This window comes from Rhodoferax bucti, assembly GCF_005876985.1.
Lineage (GTDB): Bacteria > Pseudomonadota > Gammaproteobacteria > Burkholderiales > Burkholderiaceae_C > Allorhodoferax > Allorhodoferax bucti.
Window position 1 is genome coordinate 89,424 of record NZ_VAHD01000006.1, and the last position, 22,748, is coordinate 112,171.

At 60.3% G+C, this 22,748-nt stretch carries 22 protein-coding genes; 16 read left to right on the forward strand and 6 right to left on the reverse strand.

All coding sequences use genetic code 11. The annotated features are described in order from the left end of the window. Positions 1–15: 15 nt before the first annotated feature. Complete coding sequence (gene ugpB, locus FDM28_RS17190) at positions 16–1,335, reverse strand: sn-glycerol-3-phosphate ABC transporter substrate-binding protein UgpB (protein WP_138517383.1); 1,320 nt, start codon at positions 1,333–1,335, stop codon at positions 16–18. A 200-nt stretch (positions 1,336–1,535) separates the two neighbouring features. Between ugpB and FDM28_RS17195 the strand changes: the two genes are divergently transcribed. The 15 genes from FDM28_RS17195 to FDM28_RS17265 all read left to right on the forward strand — a co-directional run bounded on the left by FDM28_RS17195 (position 1,536) and on the right by FDM28_RS17265 (position 17,415). Further along, the gene (locus FDM28_RS17195) at positions 1,536–5,486 is read left to right on the forward strand and encodes a DUF3683 domain-containing protein (RefSeq protein WP_138517385.1); all 3,951 of its coding nucleotides are present in this window, start codon (positions 1,536–1,538) and stop codon (positions 5,484–5,486) included. Between the two features lie 9 nt (positions 5,487–5,495). After that, a complete protein-coding gene (locus FDM28_RS17200) occupies positions 5,496–5,909 on the forward strand; it encodes a gamma-butyrobetaine hydroxylase family protein (protein ID WP_138517387.1) in 414 nt (137 codons plus the stop codon). Positions 5,910–5,991: 82 nt separating this feature from the next. Next, positions 5,992–6,723: a bifunctional demethylmenaquinone methyltransferase/2-methoxy-6-polyprenyl-1,4-benzoquinol methylase UbiE gene (gene ubiE / locus FDM28_RS17205; RefSeq protein ID WP_138517389.1), complete on the forward strand. Its 732-nt coding sequence runs from the start codon at positions 5,992–5,994 to the stop codon at positions 6,721–6,723. A gap of 25 nt (positions 6,724–6,748) precedes the next feature. After that, the gene (locus FDM28_RS17210; protein ID WP_138517391.1) at positions 6,749–7,735 is read left to right on the forward strand and encodes a Tim44 domain-containing protein; all 987 of its coding nucleotides are present in this window, start codon (positions 6,749–6,751) and stop codon (positions 7,733–7,735) included. A 34-nt stretch (positions 7,736–7,769) separates the two neighbouring features. Then, on the forward strand, positions 7,770–8,324 hold the full coding sequence (locus FDM28_RS17215) for a ubiquinone biosynthesis accessory factor UbiJ (RefSeq protein WP_138517393.1): 555 nt from the start codon (positions 7,770–7,772) through the stop codon (positions 8,322–8,324). Continuing rightward, a complete protein-coding gene (gene ubiB / locus FDM28_RS17220) occupies positions 8,321–9,886 on the forward strand; it encodes a ubiquinone biosynthesis regulatory protein kinase UbiB (protein ID WP_138517394.1) in 1,566 nt (521 codons plus the stop codon). The genes FDM28_RS17215 and ubiB overlap by 4 nt, the downstream gene beginning before the upstream one ends. Before the next feature lie 52 nt (positions 9,887–9,938). Continuing rightward, positions 9,939–10,250, forward strand: coding sequence for an FmdB family zinc ribbon protein (locus FDM28_RS17225; protein ID WP_138517396.1), 312 nt, complete (start codon positions 9,939–9,941; stop codon positions 10,248–10,250). An 18-nt stretch (positions 10,251–10,268) separates the two neighbouring features. Next, positions 10,269–10,913: a DUF502 domain-containing protein gene (locus FDM28_RS17230; RefSeq protein ID WP_138517525.1), complete on the forward strand. Its 645-nt coding sequence runs from the start codon at positions 10,269–10,271 to the stop codon at positions 10,911–10,913. A 47-nt stretch (positions 10,914–10,960) separates the two neighbouring features. Next, complete coding sequence (aspS, locus tag FDM28_RS17235) at positions 10,961–12,775, forward strand: aspartate--tRNA ligase (RefSeq protein ID WP_138517398.1); 1,815 nt, start codon at positions 10,961–10,963, stop codon at positions 12,773–12,775. Between the two features lie 76 nt (positions 12,776–12,851). After that, positions 12,852–13,349 (forward strand): dihydroneopterin triphosphate diphosphatase, encoded by a 498-nt coding sequence (gene nudB / locus FDM28_RS17240; RefSeq protein ID WP_138517400.1) that lies wholly within the window; start codon positions 12,852–12,854, stop codon positions 13,347–13,349. Next, the gene (locus FDM28_RS17245) at positions 13,346–14,095 is read left to right on the forward strand and encodes an endonuclease/exonuclease/phosphatase family protein (protein ID WP_138517402.1); all 750 of its coding nucleotides are present in this window, start codon (positions 13,346–13,348) and stop codon (positions 14,093–14,095) included. Before nudB ends, FDM28_RS17245 begins: the two co-directional genes overlap by 4 nt. Then, complete coding sequence (gene clsB / locus FDM28_RS17250; RefSeq protein ID WP_138517404.1) at positions 14,089–15,306, forward strand: cardiolipin synthase ClsB; 1,218 nt, start codon at positions 14,089–14,091, stop codon at positions 15,304–15,306. The genes FDM28_RS17245 and clsB overlap by 7 nt, the downstream gene beginning before the upstream one ends. 102 nt (positions 15,307–15,408) lie before the next feature. Further along, on the forward strand, positions 15,409–16,110 hold the full coding sequence (gene folE / locus FDM28_RS17255) for a GTP cyclohydrolase I (protein WP_240792062.1): 702 nt from the start codon (positions 15,409–15,411) through the stop codon (positions 16,108–16,110). A 4-nt stretch (positions 16,111–16,114) separates the two neighbouring features. Further along, positions 16,115–16,537, forward strand: a complete 423-nt coding sequence (locus tag FDM28_RS17260; protein WP_138517408.1) for a BLUF domain-containing protein — start codon at positions 16,115–16,117, stop codon at positions 16,535–16,537. Between the two features lie 44 nt (positions 16,538–16,581). After that, positions 16,582–17,415 (forward strand): DUF429 domain-containing protein, encoded by an 834-nt coding sequence (locus FDM28_RS17265; protein ID WP_138517410.1) that lies wholly within the window; start codon positions 16,582–16,584, stop codon positions 17,413–17,415. On the opposite strand, the gene FDM28_RS17270 is transcribed toward FDM28_RS17265, so the two are convergent. The 5 genes from FDM28_RS17270 to gpmA all read right to left on the reverse strand — a co-directional run bounded on the left by FDM28_RS17270 (position 17,412) and on the right by gpmA (position 22,203). Then, entirely contained in the window at positions 17,412–18,248 is an 837-nt protein-coding gene (locus FDM28_RS17270) for a MinD/ParA family protein (protein ID WP_138517412.1), read from the reverse strand. The two genes, FDM28_RS17265 and FDM28_RS17270, sit on opposite strands and share 4 nt — an antisense overlap. After that, positions 18,248–19,042, reverse strand: a complete 795-nt coding sequence (locus FDM28_RS17275; protein ID WP_170211839.1) for a GGDEF domain-containing protein — start codon at positions 19,040–19,042, stop codon at positions 18,248–18,250. Before FDM28_RS17275 ends, FDM28_RS17270 begins: the two co-directional genes overlap by 1 nt. 105 nt (positions 19,043–19,147) lie before the next feature. Next, complete coding sequence (locus FDM28_RS17280; RefSeq protein WP_138517414.1) at positions 19,148–19,900, reverse strand: HesA/MoeB/ThiF family protein; 753 nt, start codon at positions 19,898–19,900, stop codon at positions 19,148–19,150. Positions 19,901–19,905: 5 nt separating this feature from the next. Beyond that, positions 19,906–21,342 (reverse strand): S41 family peptidase, encoded by a 1,437-nt coding sequence (locus tag FDM28_RS17285; protein ID WP_138517416.1) that lies wholly within the window; start codon positions 21,340–21,342, stop codon positions 19,906–19,908. Positions 21,343–21,459: 117 nt separating this feature from the next. Beyond that, positions 21,460–22,203, reverse strand: coding sequence for a 2,3-diphosphoglycerate-dependent phosphoglycerate mutase (gene gpmA / locus FDM28_RS17290; protein ID WP_138517418.1), 744 nt, complete (start codon positions 22,201–22,203; stop codon positions 21,460–21,462). A 110-nt stretch (positions 22,204–22,313) separates the two neighbouring features. On the opposite strand from gpmA, the gene FDM28_RS17295 reads away from it, so the two are divergent. Further along, the gene (locus FDM28_RS17295; RefSeq protein ID WP_138517420.1) at positions 22,314–22,721 is read left to right on the forward strand and encodes a rhodanese-like domain-containing protein; all 408 of its coding nucleotides are present in this window, start codon (positions 22,314–22,316) and stop codon (positions 22,719–22,721) included. The last annotated feature ends 27 nt before the right edge of the window (positions 22,722–22,748 follow it).

Here is a 22,748-nt window from a genome sequence, read left to right on the forward strand (position 1 = left end):
TTCCGGGGCGGGAATTTACTTGTTGGCTTTTTCGAAGCGTGCCAGCAGTTCGTCACCACGGGTCACGATGGCATCCAGCGCTTCTTTGGCGGTCTTTTTGCCAGCCCAGACGTTTTCGAGTTCTTCGTCCTCGATGGCGCGGATCTGCACGTAATTGCCCAAGCGGATACCGCGGGACTTGTCTGTCACCTTGCGGATCATCTGGTTCACGGCCACATCGGTACCGGGGTTCTCTTTGTAGAAGCCGGACTTTTCGGTCAACTCAAACGCAGCAGTGGTGATGGGCAGGTAGCCGGTGCGCTTGTGGCTGGCCGACTGCACTTCGGGCTTGGAGATGTAGTCGAAGAACTTGGCAATGCCTTTGTATTCTTCGGCTTTCTTGCCGGCCATGACCCACAGGCTGGCACCGCCGATGACGGTGTTTTGGGGTGCGCCGGGTACGTCCTTGTAGTAGGGCAGGGGCGCAATGCCGTAGGCGAACTTGGCGTTCTTCTTCACGTTGCCGTAGAAGCCGCTCGATGTCGTCATCATGGCGCACTCGCCGGAGACGAAGCTGGCTTCCGGCACGTTGCCACGGCCCTTGTAGACGAACAGGCCCTGCTTGGCCATGTTGGCCAAGTTTTCAATGTGGCGCACGTGCAGGGGGGAGTTGATCTTCAGGCGGGCGTCCATGCCGGCCAGGCCGTTTTGCTTGGAGGCGAACTCCACGTTGTGCCAGGCAGAGAAGCTCTCCAGCTGTGTCCAGCCTTGCCATGCCAGGGAAATGGGGCACTTGTGGCCGCTGGCCTTTAGCTTGGCGGCTGCCAAAGCCACGTCACCCCAGGTGGAGGGGGCTTGGTCGGGGTTGAGGCCCGCAGCTTTGAAGGCGTCCTTGTTGTAATAGAAGATGGTGGTAGAGCTGTTGAACGGGAAGCTCAGCATCTGGCCGTTAGGCGCGGTGTAGTAACCGGCCACAGCAGGCACGTACACCTTGGGGTCGAACTTGTAGCCGGCATCGGCCATGACCTTGCCTACAGGCACGACCGCGCCCTTGCTGGCCATCATGGTGGCGGTACCCACTTCAAACACCTGCAGGATGTGAGGGGCGTTGCCGGCGCGGAATGCGGCCACGGCAGCGGTCATGGATTCGTCGTACGTACCCTTGAAGGTGGGTACGATTTTGTAGTCTTTCTGGCTGGCGTTGAAATCTTTGGCCAGGTCGTTCACCCATTCGCCGTTCACAGCGGTCATGGAGTGCCACCACTGGATTTCGGTTTGCGCTTGGGCTTGGGTGGGAATGGCAAAGGCAGCCGCGGAAACGGCGGCAATAGAGAGAGCTCTGCGGGTGATGGACATGGGTGCCTCCTGAATGTCGAATGCGGCGATGCTAGGTGCGCCGCATGTCAAATATGTGTCACTCTCATTACAACCTGAGAATTTTGACTGATTGGTCAGGGGTTTCCATTAGAAAAGCCCGTGTATAGGCGGTGCGGTACCATCGCAGACCTACCAAAAAAAGGCCGTGTTGGGGCCTTTGGCAGCTACTACACACCCTGATGAACGCTCCCACCTCGCTCAATCACCTTCTCAGCGCCGCAAATCCGGGCGCTCATGCGCAAGAGCGCATCCGCGAAATTCCGTACAACTACACGTCTTTCTCCGACCGGGAAATCGTGATTCGCTTGTTGGGCTCCCACAGCTGGGAGTTGCTCAACCAGTTGCGTGGCGAGCGCCAGACCGGCCGCTCCGCCCGCATGCTGTACGAAGTGCTGGGCGATGTCTGGGTGGTGCAGCGCAACCCCTATTTGCAGGACGACCTGCTGGACAATCCCAAGCGCCGCGGCCAGTTGGTGGACGCCCTGAACCACCGCCTGTCTGAGGTGGAGAAGCGCCGCACCCCTGACACCGACCCCGAGCGCGACGCCATGGTTGGCCAGCTGCTGGTGGCGGCCCGCGCCGCCGTCAAGGCATTTGACGCCGCGTTTGTCGAAGTGGCGGCCCTGCGTAAAAAGACCCAAAAGCTGCTCTACAAGCTCACCGCCAAAGACAACGTCAAGTTCGACGGTCTGAGCCGCGTGAGTCACGTGACCGACGCGACCGATTGGCGCGTGGAATATCCTTTTGTGGTGCTGTGCCCGGACTCGGAAGAGGAAATGGCCGGTCTGGTGAAGGGCTGTATCGAACTCGGGCTGACCATCATTCCCCGGGGGGGCGGCACCGGCTACACCGGCGGCGCGATTCCACTGACCTGGAAGAGCGTGGTCATCAACACCGAAAAGCTCGAAGCCATGACCGAGGTGGAGATGAAGCGTCTCCCCGGTTTGGACCGCGATGTGGCCACCGTGTGGTCCGAAGCTGGTGTGGTCACCCAGCGGGTGGCGGATGCGGCCGAGCGCGGCGGCTATGTGTTTGCAGTGGACCCGACGTCTGCCGAGGCCTCGTGCATAGGCGGCAACATCGCCATGAATGCGGGCGGCAAAAAGGCCGTGCTTTGGGGCACGGCGCTGGACAACCTGGCCAGCTGGCGCATGGTGACCCCGCAGGCCGAGTGGCTGGAAGTGACCCGCATCAACCACAACATGGGCAAGATCCATGATGTGGAGGTGGCCAGCTTCGAGCTGCAGTACTACAAGGCCGATGGCAAAACGCCCATCCGCACAGAGCGGCTGGACATTCCCGGCACCACCTTCCGCAAGGAAGGCCTGGGCAAGGACGTGACCGACAAGTTCCTGAGCGGCCTGCCCGGCATCCAGAAAGAAGGCACCGACGGCCTGATCACCAGCGCGCGCTGGGTGGTGCACAAGATGCCGGCTCACACCCGTACGGTGTGCCTGGAGTTTTTCGGCAATGCCAAGGACGCGGTGCCCAGCATCGTGGACATCAAGGACTTCATGTTCGCCGAGCAAAAGCGCAGCGGCGTGTTGCTGGCCGGCTTGGAGCACCTGGACGACCGTTACCTGAAAGCCGTGGGCTATGCCACCAAGAGCAAGCGTGGCGGTTTCCCCAAGATGGTGTTGTTCGGCGATATTGCCGGCGACAACGCCGACGATGTGGCCCGCGTCACCAGCGAAGTGGTGCGCTTGGCCAATGGCCGCAGTGGCGAAGGCTTTGTGGCCATCAGCCCAGAAGCCCGCAAGAAGTTCTGGCTGGACCGCAAACGCACCGCGGCCATCAGCAAGCACACCAACGCCTTCAAGATTAATGAAGACGTGGTGATCCCGTTGCCCCGCATGGCGGAGTACACGGACGGCATCGAGCGCATCAACATCGAGCTGAGCCTGCAAAACAAGCTGGCCCTGTGCGATGCCTTGACCGAATTCTTTGAGCGCAGCGACCTGCCTTTGGGCAAGACGGACGATGCCAACGACATTCCATCGGCTGAGCTGCTGGAAGACCGCGTGGCGCAGGCCCTGGAGCTGGTGGCGCAGGTGCGTGGCCAGTGGCAGGGCTGGTTGGAGCAGGTGGAGAGCCTGTTCCCCCAGCTGCAAGACCACACGCTGCGCGCCAGCTGGAAGACCCAGTTGCGCGCGCCGCTGCAAGCCATCTTCACGGGTGCGGCGTTTGACGCCATCCTGGCCGAGTGCACCGCCATTCACAAGCGCGTGCTCAAAGGCCGCGTCTGGGTGGCGCTGCACATGCACGCCGGTGACGGCAATGTGCACACCAACATTCCCGTCAACAGCGATGACTACGACATGCTGCAAGCCGCCCATGGCGCGGTCAAACGCATCATGGCGCTGGCCCGTAGTCTGGACGGCGTGATCTCCGGCGAGCACGGCATCGGTATCACCAAGCTGGAGTTTTTGAGCGAAGCCGAGCTGGCGCCGTTCATTGCCTACAAAGCCAAGGTGGACCCCGAAGGCCGCTTCAACAAAGGTAAGTTGCTACGGAATCAGGAGCTGCCTGCGCTAGATGGGCAAGGGTTCGCGCCGCATTTGACTGCGGATGGTTCCACCATCTACGCCGATTTGACCAATGCCTACACGCCGTCCTTCGGCCTCATGGGGCACGAGTCGCTCATCATGCAGCAGAGCGATATTGGCGCGATTGCCGATAGCGTGAAAGACTGCCTGCGCTGCGGCAAGTGCAAACCGGTGTGCGCCACCCACGTGCCGCGTGCCAACCTGCTCTACAGCCCGCGCAACAAAATTTTGGCGACCTCGCTGCTGGTCGAAGCCTTCCTCTATGAGGAGCAGACCCGCCGCGGCATCAGCGTGAAGCACTGGGAAGAGTTTGAAGACGTGGCCGACCACTGCACGGTCTGCCACAAGTGCGAATCGCCCTGCCCGGTGAAGATCGACTTTGGCGACGTGACCATGAACATGCGCAACTTGTTGCGCAAGATGGGGCAGAAGTCCTTCCGCCCCGGCAACGCGGCGGCCATGTTCTTCCTCAACGCGACCAACCCGGAAACCATCAAGCTGATGCGCACCGCCATGGTGGGCGTGGGCTTCAAGGCCCAGCGCTTGGCTAACCAGGTCTTGCGCCTGGCGGCGAAGAAGCAGACCAACAAACCCCCGGCCTCGGTGGGCACTGCGCCTATCAAGGAGCAGGTGATCCACTTCATCAACAAGAAGATGCCCGGCGGCTTGCCCAAGAAAACGGCGCGCGCCTTGCTGGACATTGAAGATGCGGATTACGTGCCCATCATCCGCAACCCGAAGTCCACCACTTCGGAAACGGAGGCGGTGTTTTACTTCCCCGGCTGCGGCTCGGAGCGCCTGTTCAGCCAGGTGGGCTTGGCAACCCAAGCCATGCTCTGGCATGCGGGTGTGCAAACCGTGTTGCCGCCCGGCTACCTGTGCTGCGGCTACCCCCAGCGTGGCTCCGGTCAGGCAGACAAGGCCGAGAAAATCATTACCGACAACCGGGTGCTGTTCCACCGTGTGGCTAACACGCTGAACTACCTGGACATCAAGACGGTGGTAGTGAGCTGCGGTACCTGCTACGACCAGTTGCAGGGCTACGAGTTCGACAAAATCTTCCCCGGCAGCCGCATCATCGACATCCACGAGTACCTGCTGGAAAAAGGCATTACGCTGGTGCCCGAGGGCGGTGCGGGTGCGGGTTACCTGTACCACGACCCTTGCCACAGTCCCATGAAGTTGCAAGACCCGATGAAGACGGTCAAGGCGCTCGTGGGCGATGCGGTGTTGAAGAATGACCGCTGCTGCGGCGAGTCCGGCACGCTGGGCGTGACCCGCCCCGACATCTCCACCCAAATCCGCTTCCGCAAGGAAGAAGAGTTGCGCAAGGGAGAAACCGCTTTGCGTGCCCTGACGGCGCCCGAGGGACAGGCGCCCAAGGCGGAAGGCAATGTGAAGATATTGACCAGTTGCCCGAGCTGCTTGCAAGGCCTGAGCCGCTACGGCAACGACCTGAACAACGGCTTGCTGGAGGCCGACTACATCGTGGTGGAGATGGCCAACCAGATTCTGGGCAAAGAATGGTTGCCCGAGTACGTGCAAACCGCCAATGCCGGTGGCATTGAGCGCGTGCTGGTCTAAGGGGGCGCCATGGCTGGTTTGACCGCTGGAGCGCCCACACCGCAAGACATCACCGTCCACGGCCAGAGCCGCGTACTGGAAGTGGGCTTCTCGGATGGGGCGCGCTTTCGCATTCCGTTTGAGTTGATGCGGGTCTACTCGCCCTCTGCGGAGGTGCAGGGCCATGGCCCGGGGCAAGAAACCCTGCAAACCGGCAAGCGCGATGTGGAGCTGGAAGCACTGGACCCGGTAGGCAACTACGCGGTGCAGCCCCGCTTCTCAGACGGCCATGACACCGGCATCTATACCTGGGACTACCTGTACTTTTTGGGTTCCCAGCAGGCGCGCCTGTGGCAGGATTACGAAAACAAGCTGAAAGCTGCGGGCGTGGAGCGCGATGCGGTGATGGCGCCCAAGGGTGGTCATAGCTGCGCGAGCCATTGATTTTCCAGCATCGGATTGCTATTGTTTCAGGAGCTGCTGGCGCACATTCCACAAGCGCTAGAGCCCAATTTGACTAAAAAATATGAGCACTACCCATTTCGGTTTCAAGTCGGTTGATGAGGCGGAGAAGGCGCGCCACGTACGCGGCGTGTTTGACTCGGTCGCCCCCAAGTACGACTTGATGAACGACCTGATGTCGGCCGGCCTGCACCGCGCCTGGAAGGCTTACACCGTGTTGGTGGCCAACCTCAAAGAGGGCGACAAGGCCCTGGACATCGCCGGTGGCACGGGCGACTTGGCCATGGCGTTCTCCAAAAAAGTCGGCAAATCCGGCCAGGTGGTGCACACCGATATCAATGAGGCCATGCTCTCCACCGGCCGCAACCGCCTGCTGGATGCCGGCATTGTGTTGCCAACCCTGGTGTGCGATGCGGAGAAGCTGCCTTTCCCTGACAACTACTTCAACGTGGTCAGCGTGGCCTTCGGCCTGCGCAACATGACGCACAAAGACGTGGCGTTGGCAGAAATGCAACGGGTCTTGAAGCCCGGCGGCAAGCTGCTGGTGCTGGAGTTTTCCAAGGTGGCGCCACCCCTGGAGAAGGTGTACGACTGGTATTCCTTCAAGGTGTTGCCGCGTTTGGGCAAGCTGATCGCCGGAGATGACGCCAGTTACCGCTATCTGGCCGAGTCCATCCGCATGCACCCGGGTCAACAAGAGCTAAAGACCCTCATGCACAAAGTGGGCTTTGGTCATGTGGACTATCACAATTTGACTGGCGGCATTGCCGCCTTGCATGTTGGAATCAAGTGCTGAGATCACAAAAAACTTGGAGACGCACATGAAAATTTGGGCATTGGCTTTGACACTGGCGCTGACCCTGACGGGTTTTGACGCAGAGGCTGCCCGTCGCCTGGGCGGGGGCAAGTCGTTCGGCAAGCAGTCGAGCAATGTGACGCAGCGCGAAGCCGCGACCCCTGCGGCGCCCGGCGCTCCTGCGCAAAGCGTCAACAACACGGCGGCCAAACCCGCACCGGCGGCTGCGCCTGCCGCAGCCCAGGCGCCCAAGCGCCCGTGGGGCGCGATGTTGGGTGGTTTGGCAGCCGGCCTGGGCCTGGCCTGGCTGGCCCACTCGCTCGGCATGGGCGAAGCGTTCGGCAATATGTTGATGTTCGGCTTGCTGGCACTGGGTGTGATGATGCTGATTGGCATGTTCATGCGCAGCCGCAAGCCGGTAGCGCAAGCCCCCTCGCCATTCGCCTTTCAGGGCGCTGGCCCGGCACCCGTGCAGGATGTGAAGCAGTACCGTGCGGAAAATGTGGGCAACGATGCGTCGGCCCGTCCGTGGGAGCGTGGCAGCATGGCCTTTGAGGCGCCTCAGCCGCCTGCCAATGGCGGCTCCATCATCGGCTCCGCCTTGATGGGTTCGCAAACCTGGGGCGTGCCTGCCGGTTTTGACACCGAAGGCTTCCTCAAGTCGGCCAAAACTAATTTTGTGACCCTGCAAGCGGCGTGGGACCGTGCGGATGTGGCCGCCCTGCGCGCCATGATGACCGACGACATGACCCGCGAAATCCAGACCCAACTGGCGGAGCGCGAGGCCCACACTGGTGCAGGCGCCAACCAGACGGATGTGGTGATGATCGAAGCCCGTTTGCTGGGCATTGAAGAGCTGCCTGATGAGTACATGGCCAGCGTGGAGTTCTCCGGCATGATCCGCGAAGAGCCCTCGGCCGGGCCCAGCCCGTTCCGCGAGGTCTGGAACATGACCAAAGCCAAAAACGGCAGCAGCGGTTGGTTGGTGGCGGGTGTGCAGGCCCTGCAATAAAGCCGGTCATTTTTCAGGAAGATAATGGGGGACTATGGCAACACAGTCCCCCTTTTCCATGCTGGAAGGCCTCTTCCAGAACCTCCCTCTCCCTTTAACGCCTCCCGCTTGGGCGGTAGAAGAAAGCCACCGTCGAGTCGTGCTTCTGCTCAACCACGTGTTGCAGCAAGAGCCGCAAGCCACCGAGCGCTTGGCACGTCAGAAGGGCCGTGTGATTCATACCCAGTGGCGTGAGTTCAGCTTCCGGGTACAGGCCACACCTGCCGGTTTGCTGGACCTGGCCGGTGCGGATGCCACGCCGGACCTGACACTCACCGTGACCGAAGAATCTCCTTTTGCGATTGCGCAAGCCGTCATGCAGGGCGCCAAGCCCTCGGTGCGGATTGAGGGCGATGTCCAGCTGGCGGCCGAAGTGAATTGGCTGGCCGACCATGTGCGCTGGGATGTGGAGGAAGACCTCTCCAAAATCATGGGGGATGCGCCCGCGCACATGCTGATGCAAACCTGCCGTACTGTGGGCCAGGCCTTGCAACAGTTTGTGGGCAGCAAGCGCCCGGCAGCGGCGGAATCCAGCGCCAAAGCCCCATGAGCCGCCTCGGCCGCGGCCTGTTCATTGTCTGGGTCGTCCTGCGCTACGGGCTGGACGAGCTGGTGCTCACCAGCTTCCAGAAGCCCTGGTTGCGTTTGATTGCGCGCATCGTATCCATAGGCCGCTCTCTGGATGAGCCGCGCGGTCAGCGTTTGCGCGAAGCGCTGGAGCGGCTGGGGCCGATTTTTGTGAAGTTCGGGCAGGTGCTCTCCACCCGCCGCGATTTGCTGCCGCTGGACATCGCCAACGAGCTGGCGAAGCTGCAAGATCGTGTGCCACCGTTTGACTCTGCCGTGGCCGTAGCCACTATTGAGCGCGCTTTGGGCAAGCCGGTGGCTGAAATTTTTGTGTCCTTCGAGCGCACGCCGGTGGCCAGTGCGTCGATTGCGCAGGTGCACTTTGCGGTGTTGCGCGACCGGAACGGGCGTGAGCGGGAGGTGGCCGTCAAAGTGCTGCGCCCTGACATGCTGGGCGTGATCGACAAAGATTTGGCGCTCATGCGCATGATGGCCGGCTGGGTCGAAGGGCTGTCCACCGACGGCAAGCGCCTCAAACCCCGCGAGGTGGTGGCCGAGTTTGACAAATACCTGCACGACGAGCTGGACCTGGTGCGCGAAGCCTCCAGTGCCGCGCAACTGCGCCGCAACATGGAGGGGCTCGATCTGGTGCTCATTCCCGAGATGTTGTGGGACTACTGCACTACCGAAGTGCTGGTCATGGAGCGCATGCATGGTGTGCCCATCAGCCAGATTGGCAAGCTCCGCGCGGCTGGGGTGGATGTGCCCAAGCTGGCGCGCGATGGCGTGACCCTGTTTTTTACCCAGGTGTTCCGCGACGGGTTTTTCCATGCCGATATGCACCCGGGCAACATCCAGGTCAGTCTGGCGCCGGAGACGTTTGGTCGCTACATCTCCTTGGATTTCGGCATCGTCGGCACCTTGACCGAGGTGGACAAGGAGTACCTGGCACAGAACTTTGTGGCCTTCTTCCGCCGTGACTACAAGCGCGTGGCCGAGCTGCACATCGAGTCCGGCTGGGTGCCTGCGGCCACCCGGGTGGATGAGCTGGAAGCCGCCGTTCGCGCCGTGTGTGAGCCTTACTTTGACCGGCCGCTCAAGGAAATCTCGCTGGGCATGGTGCTCATGCGCCTGTTCCAGACCTCGCGCCGTTTCCAGGTGGAAATCCAGCCGCAACTCGTGTTGCTGCAAAAAACGCTGCTCAATATCGAAGGCCTGGGCCGTGATCTGGACCCCGATCTTGATCTCTGGGCGACCGCCAAACCCTTCCTAGAGCAGTGGATGCTGCAGCAAGTGGGTCCCCAGCGTTTGATTCACGACCTCAAGGCGCAGGCTCCGCGCTACGCCAAGTTGCTGCCCGAGTTGCCCGGTTTGCTGCACCAGTATTTGCAGCGCCGCAACGGAGGTAGTGACGATGTGATGCGTGAGCTGCTGCAAGAGCAAAAGCGCACCAACCGCTTGTTGCAAACGCTGGTAGCGGTCGTCATCGGCTTCTCGGTGGGTTTGGTGCTGGTGCAGCTCTGGGCGCGTATCCGCTGGTTTTGATCGCACACCTATAATTGAGGGTTTTGCAACTTCAGGTCTGAGCACTACTTCCATGCCCATTTACGCCTACAAATGCGAGTCCTGCGGGTTTGCCAAGGATGTACTGCAGAAAATCTCCGACGCCCCGCTGCAAGACTGCCCCCAGTGCAACGCCCCCGCGTTCAAAAAACAACTCACTGCAGCTGGTTTCCAGCTCAAGGGTTCCGGTTGGTATGTGACCGATTTCAAGGGAGGCAGTGCCCCCGCGACCGGTGTGGCGCCCGCCACTGGCGACAGCGCAGCCGCTAAAACGGAAACCAAAGCGGAAACGCCGGCGGCTGCACCTGTACCCGCCGCACCCAGCACCCCGTCATCCACCACCTGAAGCGGAGCACCTGTGCCCATTAAAAAATACCTGCTCACCGGCCTGATGGTTTGGTTGCCCTTGGCAATCACCATTTGGGTCCTGCTATGGCTGGTCGGTTTGCTGGATGCCGTGTTTGCCGGCTTCCTGAGTGGCGTGGCGGCAGTAACCCCCATCACCTCTGCCCCCACGATTGAGCGGCTGCACAGCATTCCCGGCCTCGGGGTGGTGTTGGTGTTCGCGGCTTTGCTGGTCACGGGCGCATTGGTGTCCAACGTTGCAGGTCGCTGGTGGGTGAAGCAGTGGGACAAGTTGTTTACCAACATTCCCATTGTCAAATCCATCTACAACAGCGTGAAGAAGGTGTCTGACACCTTGTTTTCCAGCAATGGCAATGCCTTTCGTACGGCCCTGTTGATCCAGTACCCCCGCGAGGGCAGTTGGACCATCGGTTTCCAGACCGGTACGCCCGGTGGCGAAGTGGCGACCCATTTGGGCGAAGACTTTGTGAGCGTGTATGTGCCGACCACACCCAACCCGACCAGTGGTTTCTTCCTGATGCTGCCGCGCAAGGACGTGGTCGAGCTCGACATGAGCGTAGATGAGGCGCTGACCTACGTCATCTCCATGGGTTCGGTGGCGCCCAGTGCCCACGTCCCCGCGGCGCCTGCGGCAAGCAAATAACTTATTACTAACCCGCTGCACCCGGTGCAGCGAATTGAAAGCACTCTATGGCTATGCGTTCTCATTACTGCGGTCTCGTGACCGAAGCCCTGTTGGGCCAAACCGTGACCCTGTGTGGTTGGGTCAATCGTCGTCGTGACCACGGTGGCGTGATTTTTGTGGATGTACGTGACCGCGAAGGCTATGTGCAAGTGGTGTGTGATCCCGACCGCGCCGACATGTTCAAGGTGGCCGAAGACATCCGCAATGAGTACTGCGTGCAGATCAAGGGTCTGGTGCGTGCGCGTCCCGAAGGCACCACCAACGACAGCCTCAAGAGCGGCAAGATTGAAGTGTTGTGCCACGAACTGACGGTGCTGAACGCCTCGGTCACCCCTCCGTTCCAGATTGACGAAGACAACCTGTCTGAAACCACCCGCTTGACCCACCGCGTGTTGGATCTGCGCCGTCCTTACATGCAGAACAACCTGATGTTGCGGTACCGCGTGGCGATGGAAGTGCGCAAGTTCCTGGATGCCAACGGTTTTGTGGATATCGAAACTCCCATGCTTACCAAGAGCACGCCCGAAGGTGCGCGCGACTACCTGGTGCCCAGCCGGGTGCACGATGGCCAGTTCTTCGCTTTGCCCCAGTCGCCCCAGTTGTTCAAGCAGCTGTTGATGGTGGCGGGTTTCGATCGCTACTACCAGATCACCAAGTGCTTCCGCGATGAAGACTTGCGCGCGGACCGCCAGCCTGAATTCACCCAGATTGATATCGAGACCTCTTTCCTGACCGAGGAAGACATCCGTGACATGTTCCAAGGCATGATCACCACCGTGTTCAAAAACACCATCGGTGTGGACTTGGGCGAGTTCCCGGTCATGACCTACCAGGACGCCGCCCGCCTGTACGGCTCCGACAAGCCTGACTTGCGTGTGAACTTGCAATTCGCTGAGCTGACGGATGTCATGAAGGACGTGGACTTCAAGGTGTTCTCCGGCGCAGCCACCATGAAGGGCGGCCGTGTGGTGGCCTTGCGCGTGCCCGGCGGTTCTGCAGAAAACGGTGGCATCAGCCGCGGTGAAATCGACGCGTACACCGAGTTCGTCAAGATCTACGGCGCCAAGGGCTTGGCCTATATCCGCGTGAACGACCTGTCCAAGGGCCGTGATGGCTTGCAAAGCCCTATCGTGAAAAACATCCACGATGTCGCTTTGGCTGCAGTGCTGGAGCGCACCAGTGCCCAGAACGGCGACCTGATTTTCTTCGGCGCAGACAAAGAGAAGATCGTCAACGACGCGATCGGTGCCCTGCGCATCAAGATCGGCCATAGCGAATTCGGCAAGAAAAACGGCTTGTTTGAAGCCGGTTGGAAGCCGTTGTGGGTGGTCGACTTCCCGATGTTTGAATACGACGAGGAAAGCCAGCGTTACACCGCCGTGCACCACCCCTTCACCGCGCCCAAGGAAGGGCATGAGGACTGGATGGTCACCGCGCCTGAAAAGTGCATTTCCCAAGGCTACGACATGGTCTTGAATGGCTGGGAAATGGGCGGCGGCTCGGTCCGTATCCACCGCGCTGATGTGCAGCAAAAGGTGTTCGATGCCTTGAAGATCACCCCTGAAGAAGCCCAACTCAAGTTCGGCTTCCTGCTGGACGCTTTGCAATACGGCGCGCCACCCCACGGTGGTCTGGCCTTCGGCCTGGACCGTATCGTCACGCTGATGACGGGTGCCGAGTCCATCCGTGACGTGATTGCCTTCCCCAAGACCCAGCGTGCCCAGTGCTTGTTGACTCAAGCCCCCAGCCCGGTGGATGAGAAGCAACTGCGCGAATTGCACATCCGCTTGCGCAACGTGGACTTGGCCAAAACGGCCTGAGACGCACAGACCCTTCGCAGGGGTGATGCACAATGAAAGGGCACTCTTCGGGGTGCCCTTTTTCATTGCGAGGCCCATGACACAGTACTTCAAAATTCCGCAGTCGGTCTTGGTGGTGATTCACACCCCGCAGCGCGAGGTGCTGTTGATCCGGCGGGTGGAGCCGGACCCTGATGCACCGCCCTTTTGGCAATCGGTGACCGGTGCCAAGGATGCCGTGAATGAAGACTGGGCCGTCACTGCCGCCCGGGAGGTGTGGGAAGAAACCGGTTTGGATTGCCGCCCCGGCGGTGCCTTGCAGGGGGCATTGACCGACTGGGGGCTGGAGAATGTGTACACCATCTACCCGCGCTGGCTGCACCGCTATGCCCCCGGGGTAACGCACAACACCGAGCGGGTTTTTGGCTTACAGGTGCCCGCCATTTGCGCCGTCACACTGTCGCCGCGTGAGCACACCGACTACCGCTGGTTGCCCTATGCAGCGGCAGCAGACCTGTGTTTTTCACCCTCCAACGCAGAGGCGGTGTTGCAGCTGTTGCGCATGCCCCCGACCTTGCAGGGGGAGGGCGCATGACCACTTTGCGGGTGGTGACCTACAACATCCACAAAGGCGTGCAAGGCGTGGGGCCGCTGCGGCGTCTGGAGATTCACAACCTGAGCCACACCATGGCGCACATGGATGCCGATGTGCTGTGTTTGCAAGAGGTGCGCAAAATGCACCACCGCGAGGCCCGGCACTTTCCGCATTGGCCGGAGGCGCCGCAAGCTGATTTTTTGGCTCCTGCCGGGTACGAAGCCATTTACCGTACCAACGCCATCACCCGCCATGGCGAACACGGCAACGCCTTGTTGACCCGATGGCCTGTGGTGCAACACCAGCATGAGGACATGTCGGACCACCGCCTGGAGCAGCGCGGTCTGCTGCATGTGGAGCTGGATATTGCCGGGCGCACAATACACGTGCTGGTGGCGCACCTGGGGCTGATTCGAGCCGGTCGCCAGCGCCAGTTGCAGCAACTACGCCAATTCATTGCACGGGAGATTCCCCCCACCGCCCCTTTGCTGGTGGCGGGAGATTTCAACGACTTGCCGGCCTGGGTCGCGCAGCAATTGGCACCTGCTGGTTTGGCAGCGCCCATGGGGCGGCGTTGTGCCACCTTTCCCTCCCGCTTGCCACTGGTGCAGTTGGATCATGTACTCGCGCGGGGGCTCACCCCCGTGGGGGCACAGGTGCCCCGTGGCATGACCTGGGCGCGCATGTCGGACCATTTGCCACTCATCACCGAGTGGACGTTGATGCCGGAGCCTGCGTCATGCTGAGATCCGCTACGTTTGCTGCCGGTCACCAGCTCACTTTGCTGGAGGGGGGCGCGCAGTTTTTTCCGGCCCTGATTGCCGCGGTGGACAGTGCCCAAAAGGAAGTGCGGCTGGAAACGTATATTTTTCACTTTGATGCACAAGGCTTGGAGGTCGCTCAGGCCTTGGAGCGTGCGGCGCAGCGGGGTGTGCCGGTGTACGTGGTGGTCGATGGGGTAGGCACACCGCTGGTTCCGCCGGAGTGGCAGCGTCGTTGGACGGCCAGTGGGGTCCGTTGGCACCAGTACGCCCCCTTGGGGCATCTGGGTTTGTTGATACCCGGCCGCTGGCGACGCTTGCACCGCAAACTGTGCGTGGTCGACGGGCGGTGGGCGTTTTGTGGCGGTATCAACATCGTGGACGATTGGTTGGACCCCCACCATGGCGCGCTCCAGGTGGCGCGGTTGGACTACGCCGTCCGGGTCGAAGGCCCCTTGGTGGCGCAGTGCCAGCTGGCCATGGAGCAGTTCTGGGCGCGCCTGGAAACGACCCGCCAACTGGAGCAACTCCATTGGCAAGAGGTTCGCAAGAGTTGGCCCGCGCTGGGCTTGTTTCCTTCGCGGGCAGGGACACCGACCGATGCCACGGCAGTGACCACCGGAAGCTTCGCGGCACTGGTGCTGCGAGACAACGTGCGCAATCGCACGCGCATCGAGCGTGCCTATTTGAAAGCCATTGGTGAGGCCCGCCAGCATATCGTGCTGGCAAATGCCTATTTTTTACCAGGTGCGCGTCTGCGGCGTGCGCTCAAGCACGCGGTGCGCAGAGGGGTCAGGGTGCAGGTCGTGGTGCAGGGGCGCTATGAGTATTTCATTCAGTACCACGCTTCGCGGCCGGTCTTCAGCGAGCTGGTGAACGCGGGGGTGGAGATTCACGAGTACACCCCCGGTTTTTTGCATGCCAAAGTGGCGGTGGTGGACGGTGTGTGGGCAACGGTAGGCTCGTCCAACCTCGACCCCTTGAGCTTGCTGCTCGCGCGGGAGGCCAATGTGGTGGTTCACGATGCGGCGTTCGCGGGCCGGCTCCACGCGGCGCTGTGTGCTCTCATTCAAACAAGCACCCGCGCCCTGGACCGGGCTGCCGACGCTAAGCGCCCTTGGCGGCAGCGACTGCGCGACCGGCTGGCATTCGGGTTCATGCGGGTTTTGCTGTTCTTTAGTGGTAGTCGCTATTAAATTGATAGCTGCTCGCGCACTATTGACGGGCGCTAATATCGAAAAACCCTAAAATTCAATCGCTGGTACCATGACCGGACTTTCATGACCAACAAATTCACTATGAGCTCCTCTGACGCTTTTGAGGGAACCCCGGTTTCCGTAAAAATCCGCGAACGGCTGAAGGCCTCCCGCAAGCGCTTTCATGCCAACGATAACATTGCCGATTTCATTCAGCCGGGTGAGTTGGAAACCTTGTTGGACGAAGTCGAAGTGCAGATGCGCGGCGTGTTGAACAGCCTGGTCATCGACATCGAGAACGACCACAACACTGACAACACCGCCCGCCGTGTCGCCAAGATGTACCTCAACGAGGTATTTCGGGGTCGCTATGTGCCGGCACCCACCATCACCGAGTTTCCCAACGTCGGGCACCTGAATGAGTTGATGATCGTAGGCCCCATCACCGTGCGCAGTGCCTGCAGCCACCACTTTTGCCCGGTGATCGGCAAGATCTGGATCGGTGTGATGCCCAACGAGCACACCAATGTGATCGGTTTGTCCAAATACGCCCGTCTGGCCGAGTGGATCATGGGCCGTCCCCAGATCCAGGAAGAAGCCGTAGTGCAGCTGGCCGACCTCATCCAGGAAAAAACCCAACCTGACGGCTTGGCCATCGTCATGGAAGCCAGCCACTACTGCATGGCCTGGCGCGGTGTGAAGGATATGGACAGCAAGATGATCAACTCGGTCATGCGCGGTGTCTTCCTGAAAGACCCCAACCTGCGCCGCGAATTTCTCTCCCTTATTCCTCAGAAAGGCTAATGCCATGTTGGTTCGTTTGCTCTATGCCAGCCGCGCGATCGATTCGAATCCCGAAGCGATCGATGCCATTCTGTCCCAGTCCCGCAACTACAACCCTACCTGCGGGATCACTGGCATTCTTTGCTACGGGGGGGGCATCTTTTTGCAGGCCATCGAAGGGGGCCGCATGGCGGTCAGTGAGTTGTACGGGCACATCCAAAAAGATGTGCGCCACAAAGATGTGGTGCTGCTGCACTACGAAGAAATCACCGAGCGCCGTTTCGGTGGCTGGACGATGGGGCAGGTCAATATGTCCAAAATCAACACCAACATTTTGTTGAAGTACGCCGAGCGGCCTGAGTTGGACCCGTACTCGGTGTCGGGCAAAGTGTCTTTGGCCTTGCTCGAAGAGCTGATGGCTACCGCCTCCATCATCGGGCGCGCCTGATCGGAGCGCATGACCTGGACAGCCTTTGTGGGCTGGTGTTGTAGATGGCACTTCTTGTCGGTTGTGATTTCTCCAGCAGCCCCTCAGCGCGCAAAGCGATCGTGGGTGCCACCGGTGTGCAAACCGGTGGGCGATTGGTGTTGCAGCGCCTGGATCGCTTGTCCTCACTGGACGCATTCTCGGCGTGGCTGATCCAGGAACCTGCCTGGATAGGCGCTTTCGATTTGCCATTTGGCTTGCCGCGTGAATTGGTGGTGGCGCTGGGGTGGCCCACCGAGTGGGAGGCGTGCATGCGCCACTACGCAGGGCTGTCGCGTGACGAGATCCGGGCCACTTTTGCCGGGTTTTGCAATGCCCGCCCCGTAGGAGGCAAGTTTGCGCACCGGGCGACAGATATACCTGCTAGGTCCAGCCCATCCATGAAGTGGGTCAACCCGCCGGTGGCCTTCATGCTGTATGCCGGCGTGCCACGCTTGCTGCAAGCCGGTGTGTATGTGCCCGGCCTGCAACAGCCTGCTGCCGCCTCCGGGCCGGCACGCGTCGCGCTGGAGGCGTATCCCGGGTTGGTGGCAAGAGCGGTGTTGGGCAGCCGGAGCTACAAAAGTGACGACAAAGCCAAGCAAACGGCCGATCGCTTGATTGCCCGCAAAGATCTTATCAACGCCTTGGAGACCGGCCAAACCCGGTGGGCGGTCCGCCTGAAGTTAAGCCACGCCCAGCGGGATGCTCTGGTGGAAGATGCCAGCGGCGATAGCCTGGATGCGGTGCTGTGCCTGGTGTTGGCGGCGTGGGCGGAAGTACAGCATCAGCAGGGCCATCCCCTGTACGGTTTGCCGCAGAATTTGGACCCTTTGGAGGGCTGGATTTTGTCGGCTTAAGCGGCCCTCAGACCCACGGTTTCTTCCACCTTGACGGCCAGTTGCGAAATCGCAAGCGCTGCCGGGCTGCCGGGCATGGCCTGTAGCAGCAATTGGCGCCGCATGATGGCTTGTCGCACTGAGGGGTCGGCCGGAATATCGCCCATGTGCACCAAGCGCACATGTTTGCCCGTGTCGGTGGTGACGAAACGGTCCAGCACCTGCTGCAATTGGGTGGTAATGGCCCGGCCATCGCCCAAGCGTGCGGTCTGGTTAATCACCATGCGAATGGTTTGCCGTTTTTGCTGGCCTACCAACACCTTGATGGTGGCATACGCATCGGTAAGCGAGGTGGGCTCGGGTGTAGCGACCACCAGTACTTCAGACGCGAGGGACACGGCAAACAGCACCACATCGGAGATGCCGGCACCCGTGTCCAGAATGACCACATCGTAATGCGGCACCAGTCCGTTCATGATTTGCAGAAAATCCCCACGCACTTCCGGTGTGAGGCGCGAATACTCCACCATGCCGGAGCCCGCCAACAACACGGAAAAACCGCCTGGAGCCCGAATAATGGCCTCTTCCAGCTTGGCTTTGCCGGTGAAGACATCGTGCAAGGTGATTTTGGGGTAGAGGTTTAGCACCACATCCAGATTGGCCAGGCCCAAGTCCGCATCGAGCACCAATACGCGCTGGCCGCGTTTGGCCAAGGCAGCCGCCAAGTTTGCAGAGACAAAGGTTTTTCCTACGCCGCCTTTACCGCTGGTCACGGCAACGACTTTGCCGATAGGTTTCAGCGGCACGCCGGTACTGCCTTCGGAGGACTCAGGAGGGTTCAGTACGTCAGACATCAAAATACCCTTTGCATGGCACTGCCGGCATTGCCGACAGGTGCTTCGCTGGAAACGCTTTCAATCCAGGCCGGTTCACCCAATGCGAGGTGGCCGAACAAGAGATTTTTTTCTTCAGCACTGACATAAATTTCTTGCTGCTGGTCCAGGTAGATCCGGTTACGCCCGTCCGCCTTGGCCCGGTACAGCTGCATATCCGCGCGTTCCGTCCACAGTGTGGCGGTGGAGCGGACCCACTCGGGCGCAAAAGCTCCGCCTATGCTCACCGTGACCTTGATGGACAAGCCCGGCGCTATAGGAATGGACATGGCTTCCACATGTGCGCGAATACGCTCTGCGACTGCCGCACCAAAACCGGTGTGGCAGCTGGGTAGCATTACCGAAAACTCTTCTCCGCCGAACCGTGCCACGGTGTCCATGGGGCGCACACAGCCAGAAAGCGCCTTGGCAATCGCTTGCAGCACCTGATCGCCTGCTTGGTGGCCGTAGGTGTCATTGACTTTTTTGAAGTGGTCGATGTCCAGCATCAGCAGCAAAGCGGGTTCGCCGGACCGCGCGACCACGTCAATCGAACGCTCCACGACCGCACGGAAATGGCGGCGGTTGGCGAGTCCGGTCAAGGGGTCTTTGAGAGAGAGTTCACACAAGCCATCGATCATGGCCTGCAAATACGCGGTGGAGGACGCTTCGGGTGGTGGCAGGGTGACGTTGCCGTCATGGTCCAGCAAGGCGCGTGCATCGTCTAGGCGCAAGCGCTGAAGCTCAACGAGGGACGGTGTAAGCGGTTTTGCCACAGTTTTACAAATAAAGTGCTAGAAAGTCTAACAGGAAGCCTTGCTCTCTTGCGGCAAAAACGAGGCGGTAGCCGGGTATTTGGCAGGTGTTCGCGGCTCAATCTCTCAACGGTGCGTACTGCATACCGGGCAGGCTGGATCGCGGGGAAGCCGCATTTCGGTCCATTCGCTGCGCAGCCCATCAAACAACATCAGGCGCCCAGTGAGGTTTACCGGGAAACCCATGAGTACCTTGAGTGCCTCGGCCGCCTGCATGGCGCCGATGATGCCCACCAGTGGCGCGAATACGCCCATGGTGGCGCAGCGGGTGGGTGGGGGTGCGTCGTCGGGGGGGAACGCACAGGCGTAGCAGGGGGCGTCTGTTTTTCGGGTGTCAAACACTGCCACTTGCCCATCGAAGCGGATGGCTGCGCCGGACACTAAGGGGATTCCTCGCGCGACACAGGCGGCATTGACGGCTTGGCGTGTGCTGAAGTTATCGCAGCAATCCAACACGACATCTATGCCGGGAAGGTGCGCTGCGAGCCATTCGGCGTCAGCGCTTTGTGCGTAGCCATGTACCTGCGTTCCAGGGTTGAGCGCGTTAAGCCGCGTAGCGGCAGACGCAACCTTGGGTTGTCCTACGCTGGAGGTTGAGTGGATGATTTGCCTTTGCAGGTTGGTCAGATCGACCTCGTCGGGGTCCACCAAGCTCAGTTGGCCGACCCCAGCCGCAGCCAAATACATAGCTGCTGGAGAGCCCAAGCCCCCCGCGCCGATCACCAAAACGTGGGCTTGGGTGATTTTTTCCTGGCCCTCTATACCGATTTCATCCAGCAGGATGTGGCGGGAGTACCGCAGCAGTTCCTCATCCTGCATGGGAATCAGTTTTCTTTGACTTCTTCTTTGCGTTCGACCTGGGTTTTGCTGACCAGTACAGGCTTGCCTTTGAGCTGGTTGATCGCTTGCATCAACTGGAAGTCTTTGTCCGAGCCAAATTCCGGCACCTTGCGGTCTGTCACCGGTTTGCGGGATTCTTCTTCCAGGCGTTTCAGAGCTTCTTCGCGGGCTTTTTCACGCGCCGCATCTTTTTTCTCTTCGCCTTGGCCGCTGGTCAGGTGCTTCTCCAGGTCCGCTTCCCGCATGCGCAGGGCCGCGTAAGGGCTGCCTTCTTCGGTTTCGTCCACCATCACATCGGGCACGATGCCTTTGGCTTGAATGGAGCGGCCGCTAGGGGTGTAGTAGCGGGATGTGGTGATTTTCAGGCCCGTATCCGGTCCGAGGGGGCGGAAGGTTTGCACCGAGCCCTTGCCGAACGACTGGCTGCCCATAATCGTTGCGCGTTTGTGGTCTTGCAGTGCGCCGGCCACAATTTCGCTAGCCGACGCAGAGCCCTCATTCACCAAGACCACCAGAGGCACCTTTTTGAGTGCCGCGGGCAGGCTTTTCAGCGCGTCGGCCCCTGCGAGACCCCGAATGTCACTTGCTGAGGCACGCAGTACCTGCTTGCTCTCAGGCGTTTGGCCGTTGGTGGACACCACAGTCACGTTGTCGGGCAAGAAAGCGGCAGACATGGCCACGGCCGAGGTCAGCAGGCCGCCCGGGTCGTTACGCAAATCCAGCACCAAGCCCTTGATCTTGGGGTCTTGTTTGTAGATCTCGTCCACTTTCTTGGCGAAATCTTCAAAGCTGCGTTCCTGGAACTGGCTCACACGAATCCAAGCGTAGCCTGGCTCGATCACTTTGCCGCGCACCGATTGCTGCTTGATTTCTTCGCGGGTGATGGTGACCGGGAACGTACGGTTTTCATCCTTGCGGTAAATGGTGAGCAGCACCTTGGTGGCGGGCTCGCCGCGCATGCGCTTGACGGCTTCGTTCAACGTCAGGCCTTTGACGGCGGTGTCGTCAATTTTGGTGATCAGATCGTTGGTCTTGAGGCCGGCCCGGAAGGCTGGGGAGCCTTCAATGGGGGACACCACTTTGACCAAGCCGTCTTCCTGGGTAATTTCAATCCCCACGCCGACGAACTTGCCCGAGGTGCCTTCCCGGAATTCTTTGAATGATTTTTTGTCGAAATACTGGGAGTGCGGGTCCAGACTGGCCACCATGCCGGTGATGGCGTCAGTAATCAGCTTTTTCTCATCCACGGGCTCCACATAGTCGCTTTTGACCATGCCGAATACGGTGGCGAGTTGCTGCAGCTCTTCCAAAGGAAGCGGGGCCAGCGAATTACGTGCAACGGTTTGCAGCGAAACGGTGGTGAGGGCGCCGGCAACTACGCCCAATGCAACCCAGCCGGTGATTTTCAGTTTGTGACCCATAGTTCTTCCTGTGCCGTACCAATATACACCTTGGAGCGGCGCTATCAGGCGGGGTTCCCCGCATGACCTGCAAAAACGCCCGCAAAAGCGGGCGTTGTTAACGGGTGCTTCCCCGGATCAGGCCTTGCCTTGGGAAGCGACGGCGGCTGCAGCCTTGGCAGCCGCTTCGGCATCGCCCAAGTAGTAGTGGCGAATGGGCTTCAGGTTGGCGTCCAGTTCGTACACCAATGGAATGCCGTTAGGGATGTTCACCCCCACGATGTCGTCGTCCGAGATGTTGTCCAGGTACTTAATCAGTGCGCGGATGGAGTTGCCGTGGGCTGCCACCACAATGCGCTTGCCCGCCTTGATGGCGGGGGCCATGGATTCATTCCAGAACGGAATGACGCGGTCCACGGTGTCTTTCAGGCATTCGGTCAAAGGCACTTGGTCGGCAGGCAGCTTCGCGTAGCGGATGTCTGCGCGCTCGCTGCGGGGGTCGCTGGCCTCCAGTGCGGGTGGCGGCGTGTCGTAGCTGCGGCGCCAGACCAGCACTTGGGCGTCACCGTATTGTTTGGCCATATCCGCTTTGTTCAGGCCTTGCAGCGCGCCGTAATGGCGCTCGTTCAGGCGCCAGCTGTGCACCACGGGAAGCCAGGTGCGGTCCATTTCGTCCAATGTGTGCCACAGGGTGCGAATGGCGCGCTTGAGCACGCTGGTGTAAGCCACGTCAAACTCATAACCGTCCGCTTTGAGCAGGCGACCTGCGTTTTTGGCCTGCTCAATGCCGGTGGGGGTCAGGTCCACATCGGTCCAACCGGTGAAGCGGTTTTCCAGGTTCCAGGTCGATTCGCCGTGGCGCACGAGAACAAGTTTGTACATGGTGGTGGGTCAAGTGTTGAGGAATCCAGCCCGCACGGGCGGCGGGGCCTAGCCCGTCATTCTAAAATGGCGGCTTCGAGTGAAGTAACCAACAAGGAACAAAGTTCTGTATGAAATTTATTATCGACAATTGGATGCTGATCGCGATTGCATTGTCTTCAGGCGGCATGCTGATGTGGCCGGTATTGCAGGGTGCGACCGCCGTGGGTGTGGAGCCTTCCGCCGCTATTCAGTTGATCAACCGCGAAAAAGCGAATGTGGTCGATGTGTCTGACGTTGCTGAGTTTGCAGCCGGGCACATCGTGGGATCCAAAAACCTGCCGTTGGCAGACTTAGAAGCCAAGCTGGCGGGCGCCATCAAAAACAAGGCACTCCCCTTGGTGCTGGTGTGCCAGACCGGTGCGCGCTCTGCCAAGGCCGTGGATATCGCCAAAAAACTGGGTTACGAGCAGGCTCAATCCCTGCAAGGCGGGCTGAAATCCTGGAAAGCCGCTAACCTGCCGGTTGAAAAGGCCTGATTCCGGCCCCAGAACCGAGGAAATTGA

Excerpts from the sequence above, each read along its gene's own strand:
- FDM28_RS17270 (WP_138517412.1), bottom strand. The coding sequence starts at position 18,248 with ATGTCTGACGTACTGAACCCTCCTGAGTCCTCCGAAGGCAGTACCGGC.
- FDM28_RS17195 (WP_138517385.1), top strand. The coding sequence starts at position 1,536 with ATGAACGCTCCCACCTCGCTCAATCACCTTCTCAGCGCCGCAAATCCG.
- nudB (WP_138517400.1), top strand. The coding sequence starts at position 12,852 with ATGACACAGTACTTCAAAATTCCGCAGTCGGTCTTGGTGGTGATTCAC.
- FDM28_RS17285 (WP_138517416.1), bottom strand. The coding sequence starts at position 21,342 with ATGGGTCACAAACTGAAAATCACCGGCTGGGTTGCATTGGGCGTAGTT.
- FDM28_RS17260 (WP_138517408.1), top strand. The coding sequence starts at position 16,115 with ATGTTGGTTCGTTTGCTCTATGCCAGCCGCGCGATCGATTCGAATCCC.
- folE (WP_240792062.1), top strand. The coding sequence starts at position 15,409 with ATGAGCTCCTCTGACGCTTTTGAGGGAACCCCGGTTTCCGTAAAAATC.
- FDM28_RS17245 (WP_138517402.1), top strand. The coding sequence starts at position 13,346 with ATGACCACTTTGCGGGTGGTGACCTACAACATCCACAAAGGCGTGCAA.
- gpmA (WP_138517418.1), bottom strand. The coding sequence starts at position 22,203 with ATGTACAAACTTGTTCTCGTGCGCCACGGCGAATCGACCTGGAACCTG.
- ugpB (WP_138517383.1), bottom strand. The coding sequence starts at position 1,335 with ATGTCCATCACCCGCAGAGCTCTCTCTATTGCCGCCGTTTCCGCGGCT.
- clsB (WP_138517404.1), top strand. The coding sequence starts at position 14,089 with ATGCTGAGATCCGCTACGTTTGCTGCCGGTCACCAGCTCACTTTGCTG.
- FDM28_RS17225 (WP_138517396.1), top strand. The coding sequence starts at position 9,939 with ATGCCCATTTACGCCTACAAATGCGAGTCCTGCGGGTTTGCCAAGGAT.
- FDM28_RS17265 (WP_138517410.1), top strand. The coding sequence starts at position 16,582 with ATGGCACTTCTTGTCGGTTGTGATTTCTCCAGCAGCCCCTCAGCGCGC.
- FDM28_RS17210 (WP_138517391.1), top strand. The coding sequence starts at position 6,749 with ATGAAAATTTGGGCATTGGCTTTGACACTGGCGCTGACCCTGACGGGT.
- FDM28_RS17200 (WP_138517387.1), top strand. The coding sequence starts at position 5,496 with ATGGCTGGTTTGACCGCTGGAGCGCCCACACCGCAAGACATCACCGTC.
- aspS (WP_138517398.1), top strand. The coding sequence starts at position 10,961 with ATGGCTATGCGTTCTCATTACTGCGGTCTCGTGACCGAAGCCCTGTTG.
- ubiB (WP_138517394.1), top strand. The coding sequence starts at position 8,321 with ATGAGCCGCCTCGGCCGCGGCCTGTTCATTGTCTGGGTCGTCCTGCGC.
- ubiE (WP_138517389.1), top strand. The coding sequence starts at position 5,992 with ATGAGCACTACCCATTTCGGTTTCAAGTCGGTTGATGAGGCGGAGAAG.
- FDM28_RS17295 (WP_138517420.1), top strand. The coding sequence starts at position 22,314 with ATGAAATTTATTATCGACAATTGGATGCTGATCGCGATTGCATTGTCT.
- FDM28_RS17280 (WP_138517414.1), bottom strand. The coding sequence starts at position 19,900 with ATGCAGGATGAGGAACTGCTGCGGTACTCCCGCCACATCCTGCTGGAT.
- FDM28_RS17215 (WP_138517393.1), top strand. The coding sequence starts at position 7,770 with ATGGCAACACAGTCCCCCTTTTCCATGCTGGAAGGCCTCTTCCAGAAC.